Source organism: Stenotrophomonas sp. PS02301, from assembly GCF_029959485.1.
Lineage (GTDB): Bacteria > Pseudomonadota > Gammaproteobacteria > Xanthomonadales > Xanthomonadaceae > Stenotrophomonas > Stenotrophomonas maltophilia_Z.
This window is the reverse complement of the sequence record NZ_JASCOO010000059.1, coordinates 12,389-27,583: the sequence shown is the minus strand read 5'-3', so window position 1 is coordinate 27,583 and position 15,195 is coordinate 12,389. Positions and strand designations below refer to the sequence as shown.

General features: G+C 62.9%; 16 protein-coding genes. 11 read left to right on the top strand and 5 right to left on the bottom strand.

Going from position 1 to position 15,195, the window contains the following annotated elements; all coding sequences use genetic code 11:
• The first annotated feature begins 625 nt into the window (after positions 1 to 625).
• On the top strand, positions 626 to 940 hold the full coding sequence (locus tag QMX81_RS14230) for a DUF736 domain-containing protein (protein ID WP_004883051.1): 315 nt from the start codon (positions 626 to 628) through the stop codon (positions 938 to 940).
• An 87-nt stretch (positions 941 to 1,027) separates the two neighbouring features.
• The gene (locus QMX81_RS14225) at positions 1,028 to 1,246 is read left to right on the top strand and encodes a hypothetical protein (RefSeq protein WP_103790875.1); all 219 of its coding nucleotides are present in this window, start codon (positions 1,028 to 1,030) and stop codon (positions 1,244 to 1,246) included.
• On the opposite strand, the gene QMX81_RS14220 is transcribed toward QMX81_RS14225, so the two are convergent.
• A complete protein-coding gene (locus tag QMX81_RS14220; RefSeq protein WP_064717570.1) occupies positions 1,243 to 1,536 on the bottom strand; it encodes a helix-turn-helix transcriptional regulator in 294 nt (97 codons plus the stop codon). The two genes, QMX81_RS14225 and QMX81_RS14220, sit on opposite strands and share 4 nt — an antisense overlap.
• A gap of 319 nt (positions 1,537 to 1,855) precedes the next feature.
• Here QMX81_RS14220 and QMX81_RS14215 point away from each other — a divergent pair, with 319 nt between their 5' ends.
• The 9 genes from QMX81_RS14215 to QMX81_RS14175 all read left to right on the top strand — a co-directional run bounded on the left by QMX81_RS14215 (position 1,856) and on the right by QMX81_RS14175 (position 9,316).
• Positions 1,856 to 2,206, top strand: a complete 351-nt coding sequence (locus tag QMX81_RS14215) for a DUF2958 domain-containing protein (RefSeq protein WP_028699139.1) — start codon at positions 1,856 to 1,858, stop codon at positions 2,204 to 2,206.
• Positions 2,207 to 2,549: 343 nt separating this feature from the next.
• Entirely contained in the window at positions 2,550 to 3,317 is a 768-nt protein-coding gene (locus QMX81_RS14210; protein WP_004883055.1) for a DUF2285 domain-containing protein, read from the top strand.
• 112 nt (positions 3,318 to 3,429) lie between these two features.
• On the top strand, positions 3,430 to 3,714 hold the full coding sequence (locus QMX81_RS14205) for a helix-turn-helix domain-containing protein (protein WP_004883058.1): 285 nt from the start codon (positions 3,430 to 3,432) through the stop codon (positions 3,712 to 3,714).
• A 26-nt stretch (positions 3,715 to 3,740) separates the two neighbouring features.
• On the top strand, positions 3,741 to 4,583 hold the full coding sequence (locus QMX81_RS14200; RefSeq protein WP_004883059.1) for a replication initiator protein A: 843 nt from the start codon (positions 3,741 to 3,743) through the stop codon (positions 4,581 to 4,583).
• 265 nt (positions 4,584 to 4,848) lie between these two features.
• Entirely contained in the window at positions 4,849 to 5,487 is a 639-nt protein-coding gene (gene parA / locus QMX81_RS14195) for a ParA family partition ATPase (RefSeq protein WP_004883061.1), read from the top strand.
• A complete protein-coding gene (locus QMX81_RS14190) occupies positions 5,484 to 5,759 on the top strand; it encodes a hypothetical protein (RefSeq protein WP_004883063.1) in 276 nt (91 codons plus the stop codon). The genes parA and QMX81_RS14190 overlap by 4 nt, the downstream gene beginning before the upstream one ends.
• Positions 5,756 to 6,301: a DUF2840 domain-containing protein gene (locus QMX81_RS14185; protein ID WP_004883064.1), complete on the top strand. Its 546-nt coding sequence runs from the start codon at positions 5,756 to 5,758 to the stop codon at positions 6,299 to 6,301. Before QMX81_RS14190 ends, QMX81_RS14185 begins: the two co-directional genes overlap by 4 nt.
• Positions 6,298 to 6,897, top strand: coding sequence for a S26 family signal peptidase (locus QMX81_RS14180; RefSeq protein WP_004883067.1), 600 nt, complete (start codon positions 6,298 to 6,300; stop codon positions 6,895 to 6,897). The genes QMX81_RS14185 and QMX81_RS14180 overlap by 4 nt, the downstream gene beginning before the upstream one ends.
• Before the next feature lie 436 nt (positions 6,898 to 7,333).
• Positions 7,334 to 9,316: a relaxase/mobilization nuclease and DUF3363 domain-containing protein gene (locus QMX81_RS14175; RefSeq protein WP_004883068.1), complete on the top strand. Its 1,983-nt coding sequence runs from the start codon at positions 7,334 to 7,336 to the stop codon at positions 9,314 to 9,316.
• On the opposite strand, the gene QMX81_RS14170 is transcribed toward QMX81_RS14175, so the two are convergent.
• From QMX81_RS14170 to QMX81_RS14155, 4 genes are all read right to left on the bottom strand, one after another.
• The gene (locus QMX81_RS14170; protein ID WP_196636953.1) at positions 9,309 to 10,763 is read right to left on the bottom strand and encodes a patatin-like phospholipase family protein; all 1,455 of its coding nucleotides are present in this window, start codon (positions 10,761 to 10,763) and stop codon (positions 9,309 to 9,311) included. The genes QMX81_RS14175 and QMX81_RS14170 overlap by 8 nt on opposite strands.
• Positions 10,764 to 10,918: 155 nt before the next feature.
• Positions 10,919 to 11,536 carry a DUF3313 family protein gene (locus tag QMX81_RS14165; RefSeq protein WP_004883071.1) on the bottom strand — a complete coding sequence of 206 codons (618 nt, stop codon included), beginning with the start codon at positions 11,534 to 11,536 and terminating at the stop codon, positions 10,919 to 10,921.
• A 12-nt stretch (positions 11,537 to 11,548) separates the two neighbouring features.
• On the bottom strand, positions 11,549 to 11,884 hold the full coding sequence (locus tag QMX81_RS14160) for a multidrug efflux SMR transporter (protein WP_004883073.1): 336 nt from the start codon (positions 11,882 to 11,884) through the stop codon (positions 11,549 to 11,551).
• A gap of 190 nt (positions 11,885 to 12,074) precedes the next feature.
• The gene (locus QMX81_RS14155; protein ID WP_004883075.1) at positions 12,075 to 15,191 is read right to left on the bottom strand and encodes an efflux RND transporter permease subunit; all 3,117 of its coding nucleotides are present in this window, start codon (positions 15,189 to 15,191) and stop codon (positions 12,075 to 12,077) included.
• Positions 15,192 to 15,195 lie beyond the last annotated feature (4 nt).

Here is a 15,195-nt window from a genome sequence, read left to right as displayed (position 1 = left end):
GCGCACAAGTGACCTTGTGCGCGGGAAACCCTCGAAGCCCATAAGTGCGTCGGCGCACAGCGCCGACGACATTCCGAACGCGCCCCACCGCAATGGACGGGCGTGTGGGGCTACGCCCCGGCTTGCTGCCGCAGGTTGCACGAAAGCGTGCCGTCCTCGACGCTGGCGGTTCGTCGCCTGTACGTCACGAAGGACGGTTCACCGACACGCCGCCCGGCCTTGCAATGGAGCTTCCACGCCACGCCTCACGCAAAGGGCCGCAAGCAGCAGTAGGGACGCTTTCACCTTGTCGCTGGGCATTGTCCTTGCCCGTGTCAGGGCGCAGGCCGGTGAAGCCGTCGCGCGGGGATGCCGAGTCGGCCATGCCTCCATTCGGGAGCGGGCGGCCAGTACGTCCTTGTGTTGTTGTGAATCCTGGCGGTGGCTGGGCTTCATGGCCGCAACCTTCCAGCGAAAACAATTCCCCCTGCGCTGCGCGCATTCCTCGCGGGACAAATTCTTTTCGCTTCCAGGTTCTCCACGGTGTTGCGACCGCTGCGCGGTGCGGCCAGCCCATCCCCCGCCGGACGGATCACAACAAGGACGCACTGGCGCGACCTTGTTCAACCCGAAAGGAGAAATCATCATGGCTAACATCGGCACCTTCACCGCAGAGAAAGACGGCTTCACCGGCCAGCTCCGCACCCTGACCCTCAACTTCAAGGTCAAGCTGGTTCCCAACGACAAGGGCGAGAACGAAAGCGCCCCGGACTTCCGCCTGCAAGCGGCCGGCCACGACTTCGGCGCGGCGTGGAAGAAAACCAGCGAGGCCGGGCGGGATTACCTGTCGGTGGCCATCGACGATCCTTCATTCCCGGCGACGGTCTATGCCCGCCTGATCGAAGGCGAGAATGACACGCACGACCTCATCTGGTCGCGCAGCAAGCCCAAGGCGGCCTGACGGCCGCCCACCGCGCCCCGCCCATTGCGGCGGGGCGCGGTGCTGCTGATCGCAGCATCGCACGCACAGGGTTTCGGCAGTTGCCCCATGTCCCGCATGTCCAAGGCCAGCATTGCATTGGTGATGGTCGAATGGCTCGAAGCCCGTGGCAGTAGGAACAGCATGGCGTGTCGGCGCATTGCGCCGCCGGGCTTTCGGGCTGCGCCCCATGCCGCCAATGGCGTCATGTCCATTCGGCTTCAATCCCTCACGCCTTCGCGCCTGGCGGCGCTGCGCGCTCCGCTTGCGGGCATTCAGACGCGCTAGGGCGCGTCGCGCTCTTTCAGCACGGCCTCGAACTCCTGGCGCACCCGCGCCAGCAGTTCGTCGGCCTTGTGCGTGTCGTCGCCGGCGTAGGCCAGCGTCAACAGCGTCAGCGGATGCACTTCCATGACCTCGCACAGCTCGGTCAGCTTGTGCAGGGTCGGACTTTTCAAGTCGCGCTCCAGCGTACTCATATAGGTGCGGCTGGACACGTCGGAGAACGCTTCCTGGCTCAAGCCTCGCGCCTTCCTGACTGTCCGTATTGCCGTTGCCAATGAGTGTTTCGCTGTCACTAACTTGGTTTCCCCATAAAAACCAAGATGACAGCCCATTGCGCCCTATAGGGCTACAATCTATAGTGTTCATTCATGGCTGAAAGGCCCGCTTTCGTGCTTTTACGGAAATCCGCAGATGCGGATTCCGACAGAACCGGGGAATCGCATCCGTGTCTTTCCGGCTTCCGACAATTCCGCTTCGGCGCTTCTGTTCTTCTACGGATGCGATGGCTTGCACATCGGTGCTTCCACACGAATGCACGGATGCGTTTCGGCAGTTCTGCGCTTCGGCACCAAAGCGCATTCGCGCATCGTCGGTTTCGTGGAGAAGCTGCCCATGACCCTGCCGCTTGTCACCGCTGATGAACGCGCCCGGCTGCTGGCCCACGGCGCGGCGCTCGCCGCTGGTCAGCGGCTCGACCCGCTGCCCGTGGTGCGCTTGTTCACCCCGGACGCGCATGTGACCTGGCTGCTGGTGTCGCTCGACCCGGCGGATGGCGACACGGCCTACGGCCTGATCGACCTCGGTATCGGTATGCCTGAGCTCGGGATGGTCAAGCTGTCCGACCTGGCGGGCATCGTCGGGCCGCGCAAGCTGCCGGTGCGGCGGGATCGGTATTTCCAGGCGGTGCGCCCGTTATCGGAGTACGTCCGGCTGGCGCAGGAGAACGGCGCGATCACGGACTGATGAAAACCAGCGCGGCCTAGCCAGCCGGGGCGCATCGTGACTATTTCAATCTTGATCAAGACCGTGCAGGTCTGAATCCGCATTCTTGCACCGAAGTGGTGCGATCCTGTTGAAAACAGTCCTGATCTTGGGCGCGGGCTGCGGCACGGTGTTCGGTGCTGCGCGTCATTTTCCTGAAGGCGTAGCCGTCGCATTCAGACGATTTCCGCAACACGCAGAGCCAAATGGTCTTGACACCGACAGTTACAGCCTAACCAATTTTGATGACGACCTGATGGCATTTCGATAGTTCCCGCATCGCGGAAATCGTGGCGACGCATCCCAAACAGAGGGAGGTTTCGCCATGACTGATCGCAGCGCCGAACACTGGTATCCGACAGCGGCCTATCTCTACGTTCTGCACCTTGACGGCCCTGCGCTGGCGTGGGAATACCTGCGCCGAAATCCCGACTACCGCCGCGACTGGCTGCGCCGCCGCCGCCGGCCGGACACGGCGCAGGCGTGGGGCCTGCGCCTGCTGGAAGACCCAGCCCTGGATGCGCGCGACGCGCATCCGGCCTGGTTTCCCGATCACGATGCCGTCGTGCAGGTTTACCCGGACGATGACCCGCCACCCGAAGCCCATGCCTTCGAGTTCTGGCGCGTCCCTGGCCGCAAGCAACTGATCCACGACGGCAAGCGCCTGGTGCTGGTGTCGCATTGGCCCGGCTGCTGCCTGCGGCTCGCGCTCGCGCCGGGCCTGGAAGACGGCATGGCCTACCTCTACGCCACCCGCGCCTGCGCCACGCCCTGCGCGCGCTATCGCACGCTCGCGTCCGAGCTGGACGCATTGGCCGTGGCCACGGTTGCCACGCCTGCGGCGGCGGCCCGTTCCAGGCCCACGACGGCCGCGGTGCTGGAACTGCACACCTTGCAGACGCTCGACGCGACCCTGGCGGGCGCGTCATTGCGCGAAGTGGCCGAAGGGCTGTTCGGCGCCGATGCCGTCGCCGCCGACTGGCACAAGGACAGCGCCTTACGTGCCCGCGTGCGGCGGCTGGTACGTCGTGGCGATGCGCTGATGCGTGGCGGCTATCGCCGCCTGGCACAGCTTCCGCCGCCGTTGCAGTAGGGGGGGACGTTTCGCGTCCCCCGTAGATCGTCCCTTAGCAAGCAGCCTCGCTTTCTTGAAAGTGCCTCTAACCGGCCGCGTGGTGTGGCCGGGCTTGATGGAGGTACATCCCATGCGACCCGCTCCCTTGCGGCCTGCCGCCGCTGCTGTCGCTGCGCCTGCGCAGCCCCAACGCTACCTGACCAACGACGAAGCCGCCGAGTACCTGCGCCTGTCGCCACGCACGCTGGAGAAACAGCGCGTGATCGGCGGCGGCCCGAAGTTCCGCAAGTTCGGCCGCCGCGTCATGTACGCGGTGTCCGACCTCGATGCCTGGGCCGACCAGCGCAGCTACGAGGCGACTTCCGACCCGGAATATGCCGAACGCCACGCGGGCGATTACCGTGATGGCCGCTGATCGCTGGCGCGTGGGTGGCCGTCGCCATGTCCAGCCCGCCAGGGCAAGCCTTGCAGCGCGAACAGCTCGACCTGTTCCGCGCGCTGCCGGGCGACATGGCACCCCGCGACAGCCAGGACTTGATGGCCTTTCCGTTCTTCTCGCTGGCGAAGTCGCGGCGTACCGCGCCGATCGACTTCCGCGCCGGCGGCATCACCATCCGCGTGGAGGGTACGCAGGAGCACGGCATCGCAACGATATGGGATGCCGACCTGCTGATTTGGGCCGCCTCGCAGATCGTGGAGGCGCGCGACGCGGGCTTGCGCCCGTCGCGCTGGATACGCGCCACTCCCTACGAGATCCTGCGCTTCATCGGGCGCGGCACGTCTCTCAACGACTACCTGCGCCTGAAAGCCGCGCTCGACCGGCTGCAATCGACCACGGTGGCCACGTCCATCCGCGAAACCACGGGAAGGCGATTGCATCGCTTCTCGTGGATCAACGAGTGGAAGGAACTGGCCGATGCCAGCGGCGTGCCGCTGGGCATCGAACTGATCCTGCCGGACTGGTTCTATGCGGGCGTGCTCGATGCCGCCTTGGTGCTGACCATCGACCCAGCCTATTTCCGCTTGAAGGGCGGGATCGAGCGCTGGCTGTACCGCCTGGTGCGCAAGCACGGCGGCAAGCAGCCGGGCGGCTGGCAATTCGACTTCCGGCACCTGCACCGCAAGTCGGGCAGCGCTGCGCGCTTCTCCGACTTCGCTTACGACCTGCGCGTCCTGGTGGCGCGGCAGTCGCTGCCCGGCTACGTCCTGGGCATCGAGCGAATGCCGGACGACGGACAAGAACTGCTGACCTTCCGGCCCGTGCTGCACACGGCACGGGGATAACTCGTGGAAAAGGTGTGGACGGCCTCGTGCTATCAGGAGTACCGGGTATCGTGCTATCGGGAGTACGCCTATCGTGCTATCAGGAGTACGAAAACGCCGGAAAGCCAATAACGGCGCGGGTTTGCGGCCCCTCTAACTTCCCTAACAAGAAATACATAACTTTTAGTAGAAGCGCGCCGTTTCGGTGGACAACCGAGAAACGGCACGGCGAACAGCGTTTTGCACGGCAGGTAAAGCCCGGCTTTCCAGCAGGGAGGGCCGCGCCATGATCCTCGCTCTGCTCAACCAGAAAGGCGGTGTCGGCAAGACCACGCTCGCCACGCACATCGCGGGCGAACTGGCGATGCGCGGCCAGCATGTCGTCCTGCTCGATGCCGACCCGCAGGGTTCATCCCTGGACTGGACGCAGCGCAGAAGCCAGCAAGGCTTGCCACGGCTGTTCAGCGCCGTGGGCCTCGCACGCGAAACGCTGCATCAGGAAGCGCCAGAACTCGCCAGGCGGGCCGATCACGTCATCATCGACGGGCCGCCGCGCATCGCCGCCTTGGCGCGCTCCGCGCTGCTGGCGGCCGAGCGCGTGCTGATCCCGGTGCAGCCCAGCCCCTACGACCTCTGGGCCAGCTCGGAAATGGTTTCGCTGATCCGCGAGGCGCAGGTGTTCCGGCCGCTGCTCCGCGCGGCCTTCGTCATCAACCGGCGCGTCAGCACCACCATCATCGGGCGCGAGGCGCGGCAATCGCTCGCCGAACAGCCGCTGCCCGCGCTGCGCTCGGAGGTGCATCAGCGCATCGTCTTCGCCGACAGCGTGGCCGCTGGCCGGCTCGCACGCGAGACAGCGCCCGACAGTGCCGCCGCCCGCGAAATCACCGCCCTGGTGGACGAACTGCTGCGGTGGCCGACATGACAGCGCAGCAGCCACCCAACAGCAAACGCACGGGCAAGCGCGTCGGCATCGGCGCACGTCCGCCCGCGAATCCGCACGCCGAGGCGTGGATTCGTCAGGGCGATGCCGACGCGCTGGGCAAAGGCGACCTCTACACGGCCCGCCTCACGCTCGACATCACGCCCGCCATGCGGGCGCGCATCAAGGTGTCGGCCTTCACGCAAGGCGTGACCGTGGCCGACCTGCTGCGCGGCCTGCTGGAGCGGGAGTTTCCGCCGGAGAACACACCATGAACGCATTCGCTTGGCCTGCCGCGAACGCGGCACCGGCTGCGCCGCTGCCTGCGCTTTCGGCACTCGCCGGACAGGCCGGCAATGTGCCGCTGACGCGCGTTTCGCTGGCCTACCTCGAACATCGCTTCAAGCTCTACCTGCGCTTCGGCGAACCGGCGCGCACGCTTCAGCTCGACCGCTGGCGGCGCTGCGCGGTGTTCCTGCCGGGCGCGATGCTCTGCCGCATCCGCTGGCAGGCCAACGACTACGGCACGATCCGCTGGCAACTCATGGTGATGCAGGCTTGCACACCGCTGGACGCGGCGCAGCGCATCCCCGGTGTTCAGCCGGGCGCGCGCTTGCTCCTACACACCGAAGGCGATGCCAACGTGCGCGCCGTGCTGGAGCGCATCGACGGCATCGAGGCGCTGGGCATCGCTGCCATCGACGTGTCGCCGGCGTACTGGCGCACGCTGGGCAACCGTCTTGCGGCTCGCCTTGCGCTGCCTGAATACACCACCGAGCGGCATACCGCCTGGCTGGCCGGGAAGGTGCTGCCATGACCGCCCCGACCACCACACCCAACGCGCCCGACGTGGCGCCGCGTCCTCGCTCACGCCTGCGCGCTCGCATCGTGCTGGCGACACTGGCCGCCATCGGCTTCGCTGCGCTGGCCTGGGCGGCTTTCGTGTCGCCGCTGCCGCGTCTGACCTACAACCCGTCCGACAGCGTGGCGGTCGGCTGGTATCGCATTGACCCGTTCGACCCGCGCACCGCCTCGCTGCCACGTCCGTTGTCCGTGGACAGCATCGTGCTGGTGCCGCTTCCGGCCACGGCTGCCGCGCTCGCTGCGCAGCGCGGCTACCTGCCGACGCGCGTTCCGCTGCTCAAACGTGTGGGCGCGGTCGCGCCGCAACACGTCTGCATCGTCGCCGGTCAGGTACGCATCGACGGCGTGCCTTCGGCCGCCGTACTGCCCGCCGACCGGCTGGGCCGGGCGCTGCCGTCCTTGCAGCTTTGCCGCCGCCTTGAACCGGGCGAACTGCTCCTGTTGAGCGTGACGAATCCAGCATCGTTCGACAGCCGCTATTTCGGCCCGGTCAGCGCATCCGCCGTGATCGGCGTTGCGCATCCGGTGTGGCCGGAGATACGCCCATGATGGCCGCCGATTCGCTGCGCTCTGACGTGCCATCGGGCATGTCGTTCTGCTGGCTGCTTCAGTGTCGCTGCGCCTGTCGTGCCGGTGCATTCGCACCGCACGTCGCGCAGCATCCGGCGCAGCCGTCCAACGTTCAGGCGTCTTGCCTCGAACGCGCCCGGCCTGCGGCCATTGGCGCTTTCGCCGGCGCGCTGTCTGTTCACGCAGCAGCGCCGCCGGGCCGCCGTTGCCTGGAGCGACAGCGAAGGGCAAAGGCGGAAGGCAAGACAAAAGGACGCGGCACCTGGCCGCGTCGAAAGCCAGTCAGCACATGGGGGGAACGCGGCACGGAGCGGCTTCGCCACCGTGCCGCGTTTGGCGCGAGGGTCGCGCCAATGCTGGCATGTCCGCGTGCTTCGCACGACAGGACACGCCCAAGCTTGCGGGGAGCGCAGCCATGACCGACAGCCGCGACGACGACTTTCGCGTGCGCCCCAGCGCCCCGAAGAACCGGGGCAAGGGCCAGGGGCAGAGCTTCGTTTCCAAGGTGCTCAAGCAGGCCGGCAAAGCCAGCAGCGGCAAGTCGGCAGTACGCCGTCCTGGCGCGGCTGGCACCGGCCAGCGGCCCGGCTCTCGGCTCGGACGTGGCCACACGGCGGCGCGCTTCGCCGGGGCGAAGCTAATGCCCATGTCGCGGCGCGTGACCATCAAGACCTTGCTGGTCAATCACCAGCGGGCCAGCCCGCAATCGCTCGCCAAGCACCTGCGCTACATCGAGCGCGACGGCGCGGGTCGCGATGGCGAACCGGGCCGGGGCTACGGGCCACAGGCCGACGAAGCCGATCTGGACGCCTTCAAGGAACGCTGCGCCGACGACCGGCACCATTTCCGCTTCATCGTCTCGCCCGAGGACGGGGCCGAGCTGGACGACCTGCGCACCTACACCCGGCATCTGGTGAGCCGCATGGAAGCCGACCTGGGCACGCGGCTGGATTGGGTGGCGGTGGATCACTGGAACACCGACAACCCGCACACCCACCTGATCGTGCGCGGGCGCGACGACACCGGCAAAGACCTCATCATCGCGGGTGACTACATCGCCCACGGCTTCCGCCATCGCGCCGCCGAGCTGGCGACCGAGTGGCTGGGGCCGCGCACCGAACTGGAGATTCAGCAGACCTTGAGGCGCGAGGTGGAACAGGAGCGGTGGACGAGCCTGGATCGCACCTTGCAGCGCGAGACCGGCGAGGATGGCCGGGTGCATGTCGAACGGCTCAACGAGCCGAGGTTGCAACGCCAGCGCCTGCTGCTGATCGGCCGCCTGCAACGCTTGCAGCGCCTGGGCCTAGCCGACGAGGTGCAGCCCGGCACCTGGGCCATTCATGCCGATGCCGAGAAGACCTTGCGTGCCCTGGGTGAGCGTGGCGACATCATCCGAACGATGCAGCGGGCCATGAGCGGCCAGCCGCGTGAGCTGGCGGTGTTCGAGCCGGGCGACGATGGTCGCAGCCTCATCGGCCGCGTGGCCGCGAAGGGGCTTGCCGATGAGTTGCACGACCGAGGCTATCTGATCATCGACGGCACGGACGGTAAGGCCCACTACGTTGCACTGAACGCCCGCGACGAACTGGCGAACTATCCCACGGGCGCTGTGGTAGAGGTGAAGGGTTCGACTGAGGTGCGCACGGCCGACAAGAACATCGCCTCGCTGGCGAGCGATGGCCTGTACCGCACCGATCATCACCTGGTAATCGAGCAGGGCCGGGCTACGCCCGGACGCGACCCGCAGGAAGTCGTCGCCGCTCATGTCCGGCGGCTGGAAGCCCTGCGCCGGGCTTGCATCGTGGAGCGCGTGGCCGAAGGGCTATGGAAGGTACCGGACGACCTGGCCGAGCGTGGCCGCCAATACGACGCGCAACGGCTGGGCGATGTAGCCGTAGAGCTGAAATCACACCTTCCTATTGAACGGCAGGCCCGCGTCATCGGCGCGACTTGGCTTGACCAGCAACTGATCGGCGGTGGCCGTGGGCTGGGCAACTTGGGCTTTGGCGGTGATACCAAGCAGGCCATACAGCAGCGAGCCGATTTCCTCGAAGAACAGGGGCTGGCACAGCGCCGCGGGCAGCGCGTCATCCTCGCGCGCAACCTGCTGGGCACGCTACGCAATCGGGAACTAGTGCAGGCCGCGAAAGACATTGCGGCGGAAACCGGCCTAGAGCATCGCCCGGTGGCCGACGGGCAGCGCGTAGCCGGTATCTACCGGCGTTCCATTATGCTCGCCAGCGGGCGCTACGCGATGCTCGATGACGGCATGGGGTTCAGCCTTGTGCCGTGGCGGCCGGTAATTGAGCCGCGACTGGGACAACAGCTTGCCGCAAAGGTTATCGGCGGAAGTGCCTCTTGGGAACTTGGACGAAAGCCCAGTATCGGTATCAGTTAGATATCAAGGGAAGCTGAGTACCAGGCGCAGTCTGCTTGGCTGCTGTGATTCTTCTTAGAGATTCAATCAATGCCATAAACTCCTTGGATTGCCTCAGTGCTTCGCCTCCCGCAGTTTGCAGGTCCAAGACATCCGTAGCCTCGATCGTGAAGGCTGTGGGCACGCGCAGCAGCGAATGCCGGATCTTGTCGTCCGGCACGTCGTTCAGACTTACGCTTACTACGTAGATTTCTGCGTCGGCCGCAAAGGGGCTGTCCGCTTGGCCACGGGTGCGGACAATCTCGGAACGCCAGTGTTGCAGGTCGTCGTTAAGCATGGCCAGCGTCACCTGGGTCTCGCGAGCGCCGGCACCGAAGATCAGCGACTCAAGTACTTGCGTCGTGCTGGGAACTCGGTCGCTACTGTCCACTCTCTCGCTCAGTCCTCGTTCGGAGTTCACCGTCACCAACACGAGTCGGCGCAAGCTTCCGGGCTTGACCTCCGAGAAATTGGCGCTCATTGAGCCCGAAGCTACTAGCCGGTCTAGCATCAGACGTACGCCGAGGTTGTCGGAGACACCACCGTCCACGAGGTGGATATAGGGCCGATCGTGCGCATTGAGGTAGCTGTCTATGCCGCTTTGCAGGATGCGTGATCTGTAATTTTGCCCTCTGACAGGCAAAGATCGGAGAGGCGGCGGACAGGTATTGGCGTTGTTTCGCACCGTTACGGGCGACAGCACCAGCGGTACTGCCGACGAGGCCGCCACCGCGAAAGACAGCGGCGTTGCATCGAGGTCGGAACAGATTAGCCGGAATTGCTCGGTGGTGAAATCGAAAGGGGCACCGGTCGTGAGGTCGGTTGCCGTGATCATCAGTTCGGGCGCGCCCGGTCGTCGGCGCACGTCACCAAAGGTGCGGCCTTCAAAAAGTTCGTCCAAGCGTTGAGCCAGGATCTGGCTGCGCCCAAACCAAGGTGAAGTTAGTCTATAAAGACGCTCAGGCCACAGAGCTTCACGTATGAGTCGCCCCTCAAAAGGCACAAGCAGAAAATCCGGCTCGAAACGAGTCAGCGTGGCATCGCCGAAGGCCGCGAAGTGCGCGGCAAGGATGCTGCCCCCCGACACTCCGCTGACCAGGAACACCTGATCCAACAGAGTGGTCTCCTGGCCCTCTAGCGCGAAGCGTGTGGCCTTGAGTTCGCGCAGCACGCCCAGGCCGAAGGCCGCCGCCCGAGCGCCCCCGCCTGACAGTGTCACCGCTACAACCACCGGTTGGTTGACCTCCGACGGCCTGATGCGTTGGTCGTTCTCGGCGAGAGACATTAAGGCGGCGTCGGAAAGTGTCGGGTTGATCCAAGGACGGTAAGTGGAACACCCTGTCAGAACTACCGTTGCCAGCACACCGGCCAAACTCCATCGTGTGAATTTACACACCTCCAGGCGCTTTACCTCTGCAAGCAGCACCACGCAGCGTTTCGAATAGACAAGAACGAGAAACGCCGGCAATTTTGCGACGAAGCAGAGCCACTCCAGAATGCTGCAGACGTTACAAGAACGGCACCCTACGAATCCCCTTGATGAGGCTCCTCGCGATCCGCGCGAAGTTATGGAATAGCAGCTATTCACGAGCCAGCACTTCTCCAAGCGCTATTGATCCGTTCAAGGCAGGTGGTGATTGCAGACTTTGCATGCCCGAGCAGTGTGTAGGAGCCTTTGAAATCCGCGAGAGCGTTGCCGTGCTCGAAGCAGCTAGCAGCAGCCACCCGACGATCTGTTTGTTCATCTACTGCCTCAAACTCCAAACTAGCTCCCCCAGTTGTCACTGGTCCAACAAGCAACGTCGTTAGGGTGTTGACTGCTCTATTGGGCGTCTCAATGGTCGTAATTGCCACACGCACACGTATGCGGCCTGACGATGCGGGAGCTTCGGACTTAGTTTGGAGATGTCGCAGTTCACTGTTGACGTGATCGAGAAGCTCTCGCACTTGCTCAGCTTCAAGCCCACCTATGCGTCCAGTTGCCGTCACTACCTGAGCATCCTCGACTAATATTTCCCGGTAACGACTGGGTTCAAAGCCTGGCGCCTTGAAGAGCAGAACATTTTCGTACTTCGTTTTTCCCAATACATCGTAATCACCAAGAAACCCTGATCGAGTCATTCCGTTTGAAGCACAGCCAGATAAGGTTGCCGTGAGGCCTGCCAGCAGCACAAAATGGATTAATGAAATAGGGCGTTTCATATATATTTTCATTTATCCCATTTTCAGACAGACGATGCCAGCAACAACCAGCGCAATTCCAACCCAACGTATCAAGGAGGCGGTATCGCCGAACACATACACGCCCACGAAAAACGCGCCCAGCGAACCGATGCCGGTCCAGACCGCATAAGCTGTTCCTATGGGGATCTGTTTAAGAGATAACCATAGGAAAAAGCCGCTGGCTGCCATACAGGCAACTGCAATCGCCGGCCCCACGTAGCGCATCGCTGCATTGGCCGCACCCATCTTGAGGCCTAGTGGCCAACCGATTTCGAACAGGCCGGCAATCAGTAGAACCAACCATGGATTCCATGACAACGGGTTCATATATTTCTCCAAATCTATTCAGTGAAAATTGATTATCAAAGCATCAAAGCATCAAAGAATAGGCAGTAGGCGGTCAATTCGCTCTGCTTCTGATTTCTTCTTAAACTCTCTGATGGCGAGAATCTGTCTCCCCGATCTCTCCGGCCACGAGAGAGATCGGGGGAAGCGTGTGGACAGTTACGCTGAGGGATCAGACCGGTTGCACTGGTTGTTGTACCGCCTCGTGACTCCGTTTGCTGCCCGGCCACTTCATTCCGAACAGCACCTCGTAGAGCAACGGAATCAGGCCAAGCGTCACGAGCGTGCCAAGTGCGAGACCACCGATCATGCCGATGGCCATGCCCTTCCACAGCGGCCCCGCAAACAACATCAGGGGCACGAGACCCGCGATACAGGTCACCTTGGTCATCACGATTGGACGCAGCCGCTGCATCGCAGCTCCCACCAGGGCTTCATGTCGGGCGAGACCTTCCGAGAGGCCGTGTTCAATTTGTTCGAGCAGAAGAACGGCGTTGTTGACGATGATTCCGAACAGCGCAAGCACCCCGAATGTCGCCATGAAGCTGAAAGGAGTGCCTGTTGCCTTCAGTGCAATCACGACCCCAATCAACGTGAAGGGAATCGTTGCGAGAATCACGATCAGCTTGCGGAAGGAGTTGAACTGCCAGATGAATAGCAGCAACATCGCCAGAAGAGCGAACGGCATGTAGTGCGTGAGCGATGCATTCGATTCAGCCGATTCCTCAATTTCTCCACCAAGCTCTATGGCATAGCCTGCAGGTAGTTCAATTGCGGCGATCCGAGGTGCGAGGTGATCCACGATCTCTTGCGCGGTGTATGCGGTGTTCTGCCCCTGAACTGTGACTGTACGAATGAGATTGCGGCGCTGGATCACAGACGGCTCGCTAGCGAGCGTGACATCGGCCACTTGCGCCAGGGAAACCGGCTGGCCACCCGACGCTGGATAGATGGTCGTCGAACCAACGTCCGCAGTGCTGCGCCGATCATTGGACGTCCCGCGCATCACGATTGGCACGCTGGTATCGCCATCTCGGATCACAGAGATCGACTGGCCGATGTAGCGGGTGCCAAGCCAGGCAGCTATGTCGTCGGTGGTGACGCCAGCACGTCGCGCACGATCTTGATCGACCCGAACATCGAGACGGCCGACACGGGTATCCCAGTTGTTCTTGATGTTGGCCGTACCTGGCAGCTCCCGTAGCGCGGACTCAATTTTCGCCGCCGCATTCATCAGCACCTCATGATCCGGCCCACTGACCCGGTAGACGGCTGTGCCGGCTTCGGTAGTGCCTAGCGAGAACCGCTGAGGCTCTGCGCGTACATCTCCATGATGCTGCGCGAAGTAAGCCCGAGTTCGGGCAATCACGACGTCAATGTTGGTGCCTGCCTTGACCGTCACGACAAAGTACGCGATGTTCGATGCTGGCAATGGGGGATTGAGCCCAAGGATGAAGCGCGGCCCACCGTCAGCGACGTAGCCAATGTGATCCGTGATTTCGGGGTTGATTTCTTGATCACCGAGCCAGCCGCTCACTTCCTTCACTTTGGCAAGAGTGAGCCGTGAATCCGTTCCAGGGGCGAGCTGCACCGGTATTTGGAATTGAACTCGGTCGGACTTCGGCAAGAAGTCGTATGGCAGTGTCGTGAATCCGTACAGAGCTACGGCCAATGCACCCGTCATCACACCAACGTAGATCGCCTTGTGGTCAAGCACCCACTCAAGCAACTTGCGATAGCCGCGATAGAAGCGTGTGTTGTAGGTTTGCGCGTCATTCGCCGGTTGATGATGCACTTTGGTGAAGTGGTAGCACAGCAGTGGAGTGACGGTCAGACACAACAGCCAAGATCCGAGTAACGTGAGCGCGAGGACAATGACGAGAGAGCGCAGATACTCACTCGTCGCACTCTGGCCGAAGAAGAACGGGGAGAAGGCGATGACGATAACCAATGAGGACGTCAGCAGCGGCAGTGCGAGGGTACGACCCGCTTCGAGACAAGCCTGTTTGCGGTCTTCACCGGCTGCCAAGCGCCGTTCAATGTCTTCGGCAATCACGATGCCGTTGTCTACCAAGAGCCCCAAAGCGATGATGATGGCTGCCATCGAAACACTTTGCAGCTCGATGTTCAGCGCGCGCATCACGATCAGTGCCCCCAGAATGGTAAGCGGCACGATCATCCCGACGATGAATCCTGTGCGCCATCCCAGGAAAAGGACGACGACGCCGAGCACGATGACAATCGTTTCGATCATCACCTGGTTCATCTTGCCCATTTCACGTTTGACGACGTCTGCCTGGAATGTCACATAGGAGAGCTCGAAACCTGCGGGCAGAAGTTTCTCAAGCTCGGCCACACGGGATTTGAGGGCTACGCCGAATTGCTCCACGTTCTGGCCCGAGGTCATGGACACTGCCATCACTACGGCAGGCTGGCCCTTATAGACTGCAGCAGACTCGGGAGGATCTGCAGGTTGTACCTGCACGCGCGCAAGCTCTCCCAGTGAGATTGAAGGAGCAGGCGAAGCACCGCGCGCACCCTGAGCTTGCGCCATCATGATCGGCAACGCGCGCAGCGAAGCGGCGTCGCGAACCTCTCCACTAACAGCCAGCGAAGCGTTGATGCCACCGATGGCGATTTGCCCGCCTGAAAGCACGACGTTTTGTTTAACGAGTTGATCGATCACCCCTTGTGGGGTCAATCCAAGCTGGGCTAGTTTTGGTCGATCAAATTCGAGATAGACGCGCTCTTCCTGCAAGCCGTAGAAGCTGATGCGATCAACGCCGGGAAGCGCGTATAGGCGATCGCGCATCTCTTTCAACGACACACGCATTTCGCCCATGGAGTAGCCCGGCGCGGTCACCGCAATGGAGGCCACGGCAACACGGCCGAAGTCGTCGTTGACAAATGGCCCCAACGTACCCTGTGGAAGCAGAGGCTGAGCATCGGCAACCTTCGCGCGAACGCGCTGCCATATGGGGGCTAGGTCGGTGTACCGCTCCCAGATCGTGACCTGTATGACGGCCCCGCCCGCGCGAACGGTTGTGGTTACACGCTTGACCTCGGCCAGCTCCCGCAAACGCTCCTCGATCGGACGCGCGATCAACTGCTCAACACGTTCGGCTGGCATGCCAGGGTTCAGAACGGCAACAACCGCATCTCGAATCGTGACCGATGGCTCTTCCTGCGAAGGGAAATTGAGAAACGTGGCAATGCCGGCAACAAGAATGATGACCGCGGCAAGGTAGGTGAGTCTGCTGGCGCGCAGCGCCATTTCTGTGATCTTCATAGCG

What these genes read in the sequence shown, in the direction of transcription:
- QMX81_RS14225 (WP_103790875.1), top strand. Translation starts at nt 1,028, where the DNA reads ATGTCCCGCATGTCCAAGGCCAGCATTGCATTGGTGATGGTCGAATGG.
- QMX81_RS14175 (WP_004883068.1), top strand. Translation starts at nt 7,334, where the DNA reads ATGACCGACAGCCGCGACGACGACTTTCGCGTGCGCCCCAGCGCCCCG.
- QMX81_RS14230 (WP_004883051.1), top strand. Translation starts at nt 626, where the DNA reads ATGGCTAACATCGGCACCTTCACCGCAGAGAAAGACGGCTTCACCGGC.
- QMX81_RS14205 (WP_004883058.1), top strand. Translation starts at nt 3,430, where the DNA reads ATGCGACCCGCTCCCTTGCGGCCTGCCGCCGCTGCTGTCGCTGCGCCT.
- QMX81_RS14200 (WP_004883059.1), top strand. Translation starts at nt 3,741, where the DNA reads ATGTCCAGCCCGCCAGGGCAAGCCTTGCAGCGCGAACAGCTCGACCTG.
- QMX81_RS14180 (WP_004883067.1), top strand. Translation starts at nt 6,298, where the DNA reads ATGACCGCCCCGACCACCACACCCAACGCGCCCGACGTGGCGCCGCGT.
- QMX81_RS14190 (WP_004883063.1), top strand. Translation starts at nt 5,484, where the DNA reads ATGACAGCGCAGCAGCCACCCAACAGCAAACGCACGGGCAAGCGCGTC.
- QMX81_RS14210 (WP_004883055.1), top strand. Translation starts at nt 2,550, where the DNA reads ATGACTGATCGCAGCGCCGAACACTGGTATCCGACAGCGGCCTATCTC.
- parA (WP_004883061.1), top strand. Translation starts at nt 4,849, where the DNA reads ATGATCCTCGCTCTGCTCAACCAGAAAGGCGGTGTCGGCAAGACCACG.
- QMX81_RS14165 (WP_004883071.1), bottom strand. Translation starts at nt 11,536, where the DNA reads ATGAAACGCCCTATTTCATTAATCCATTTTGTGCTGCTGGCAGGCCTC.
- QMX81_RS14160 (WP_004883073.1), bottom strand. Translation starts at nt 11,884, where the DNA reads ATGAACCCGTTGTCATGGAATCCATGGTTGGTTCTACTGATTGCCGGC.
- QMX81_RS14185 (WP_004883064.1), top strand. Translation starts at nt 5,756, where the DNA reads ATGAACGCATTCGCTTGGCCTGCCGCGAACGCGGCACCGGCTGCGCCG.
- QMX81_RS14215 (WP_028699139.1), top strand. Translation starts at nt 1,856, where the DNA reads ATGACCCTGCCGCTTGTCACCGCTGATGAACGCGCCCGGCTGCTGGCC.
- QMX81_RS14155 (WP_004883075.1), bottom strand. Translation starts at nt 15,191, where the DNA reads ATGAAGATCACAGAAATGGCGCTGCGCGCCAGCAGACTCACCTACCTT.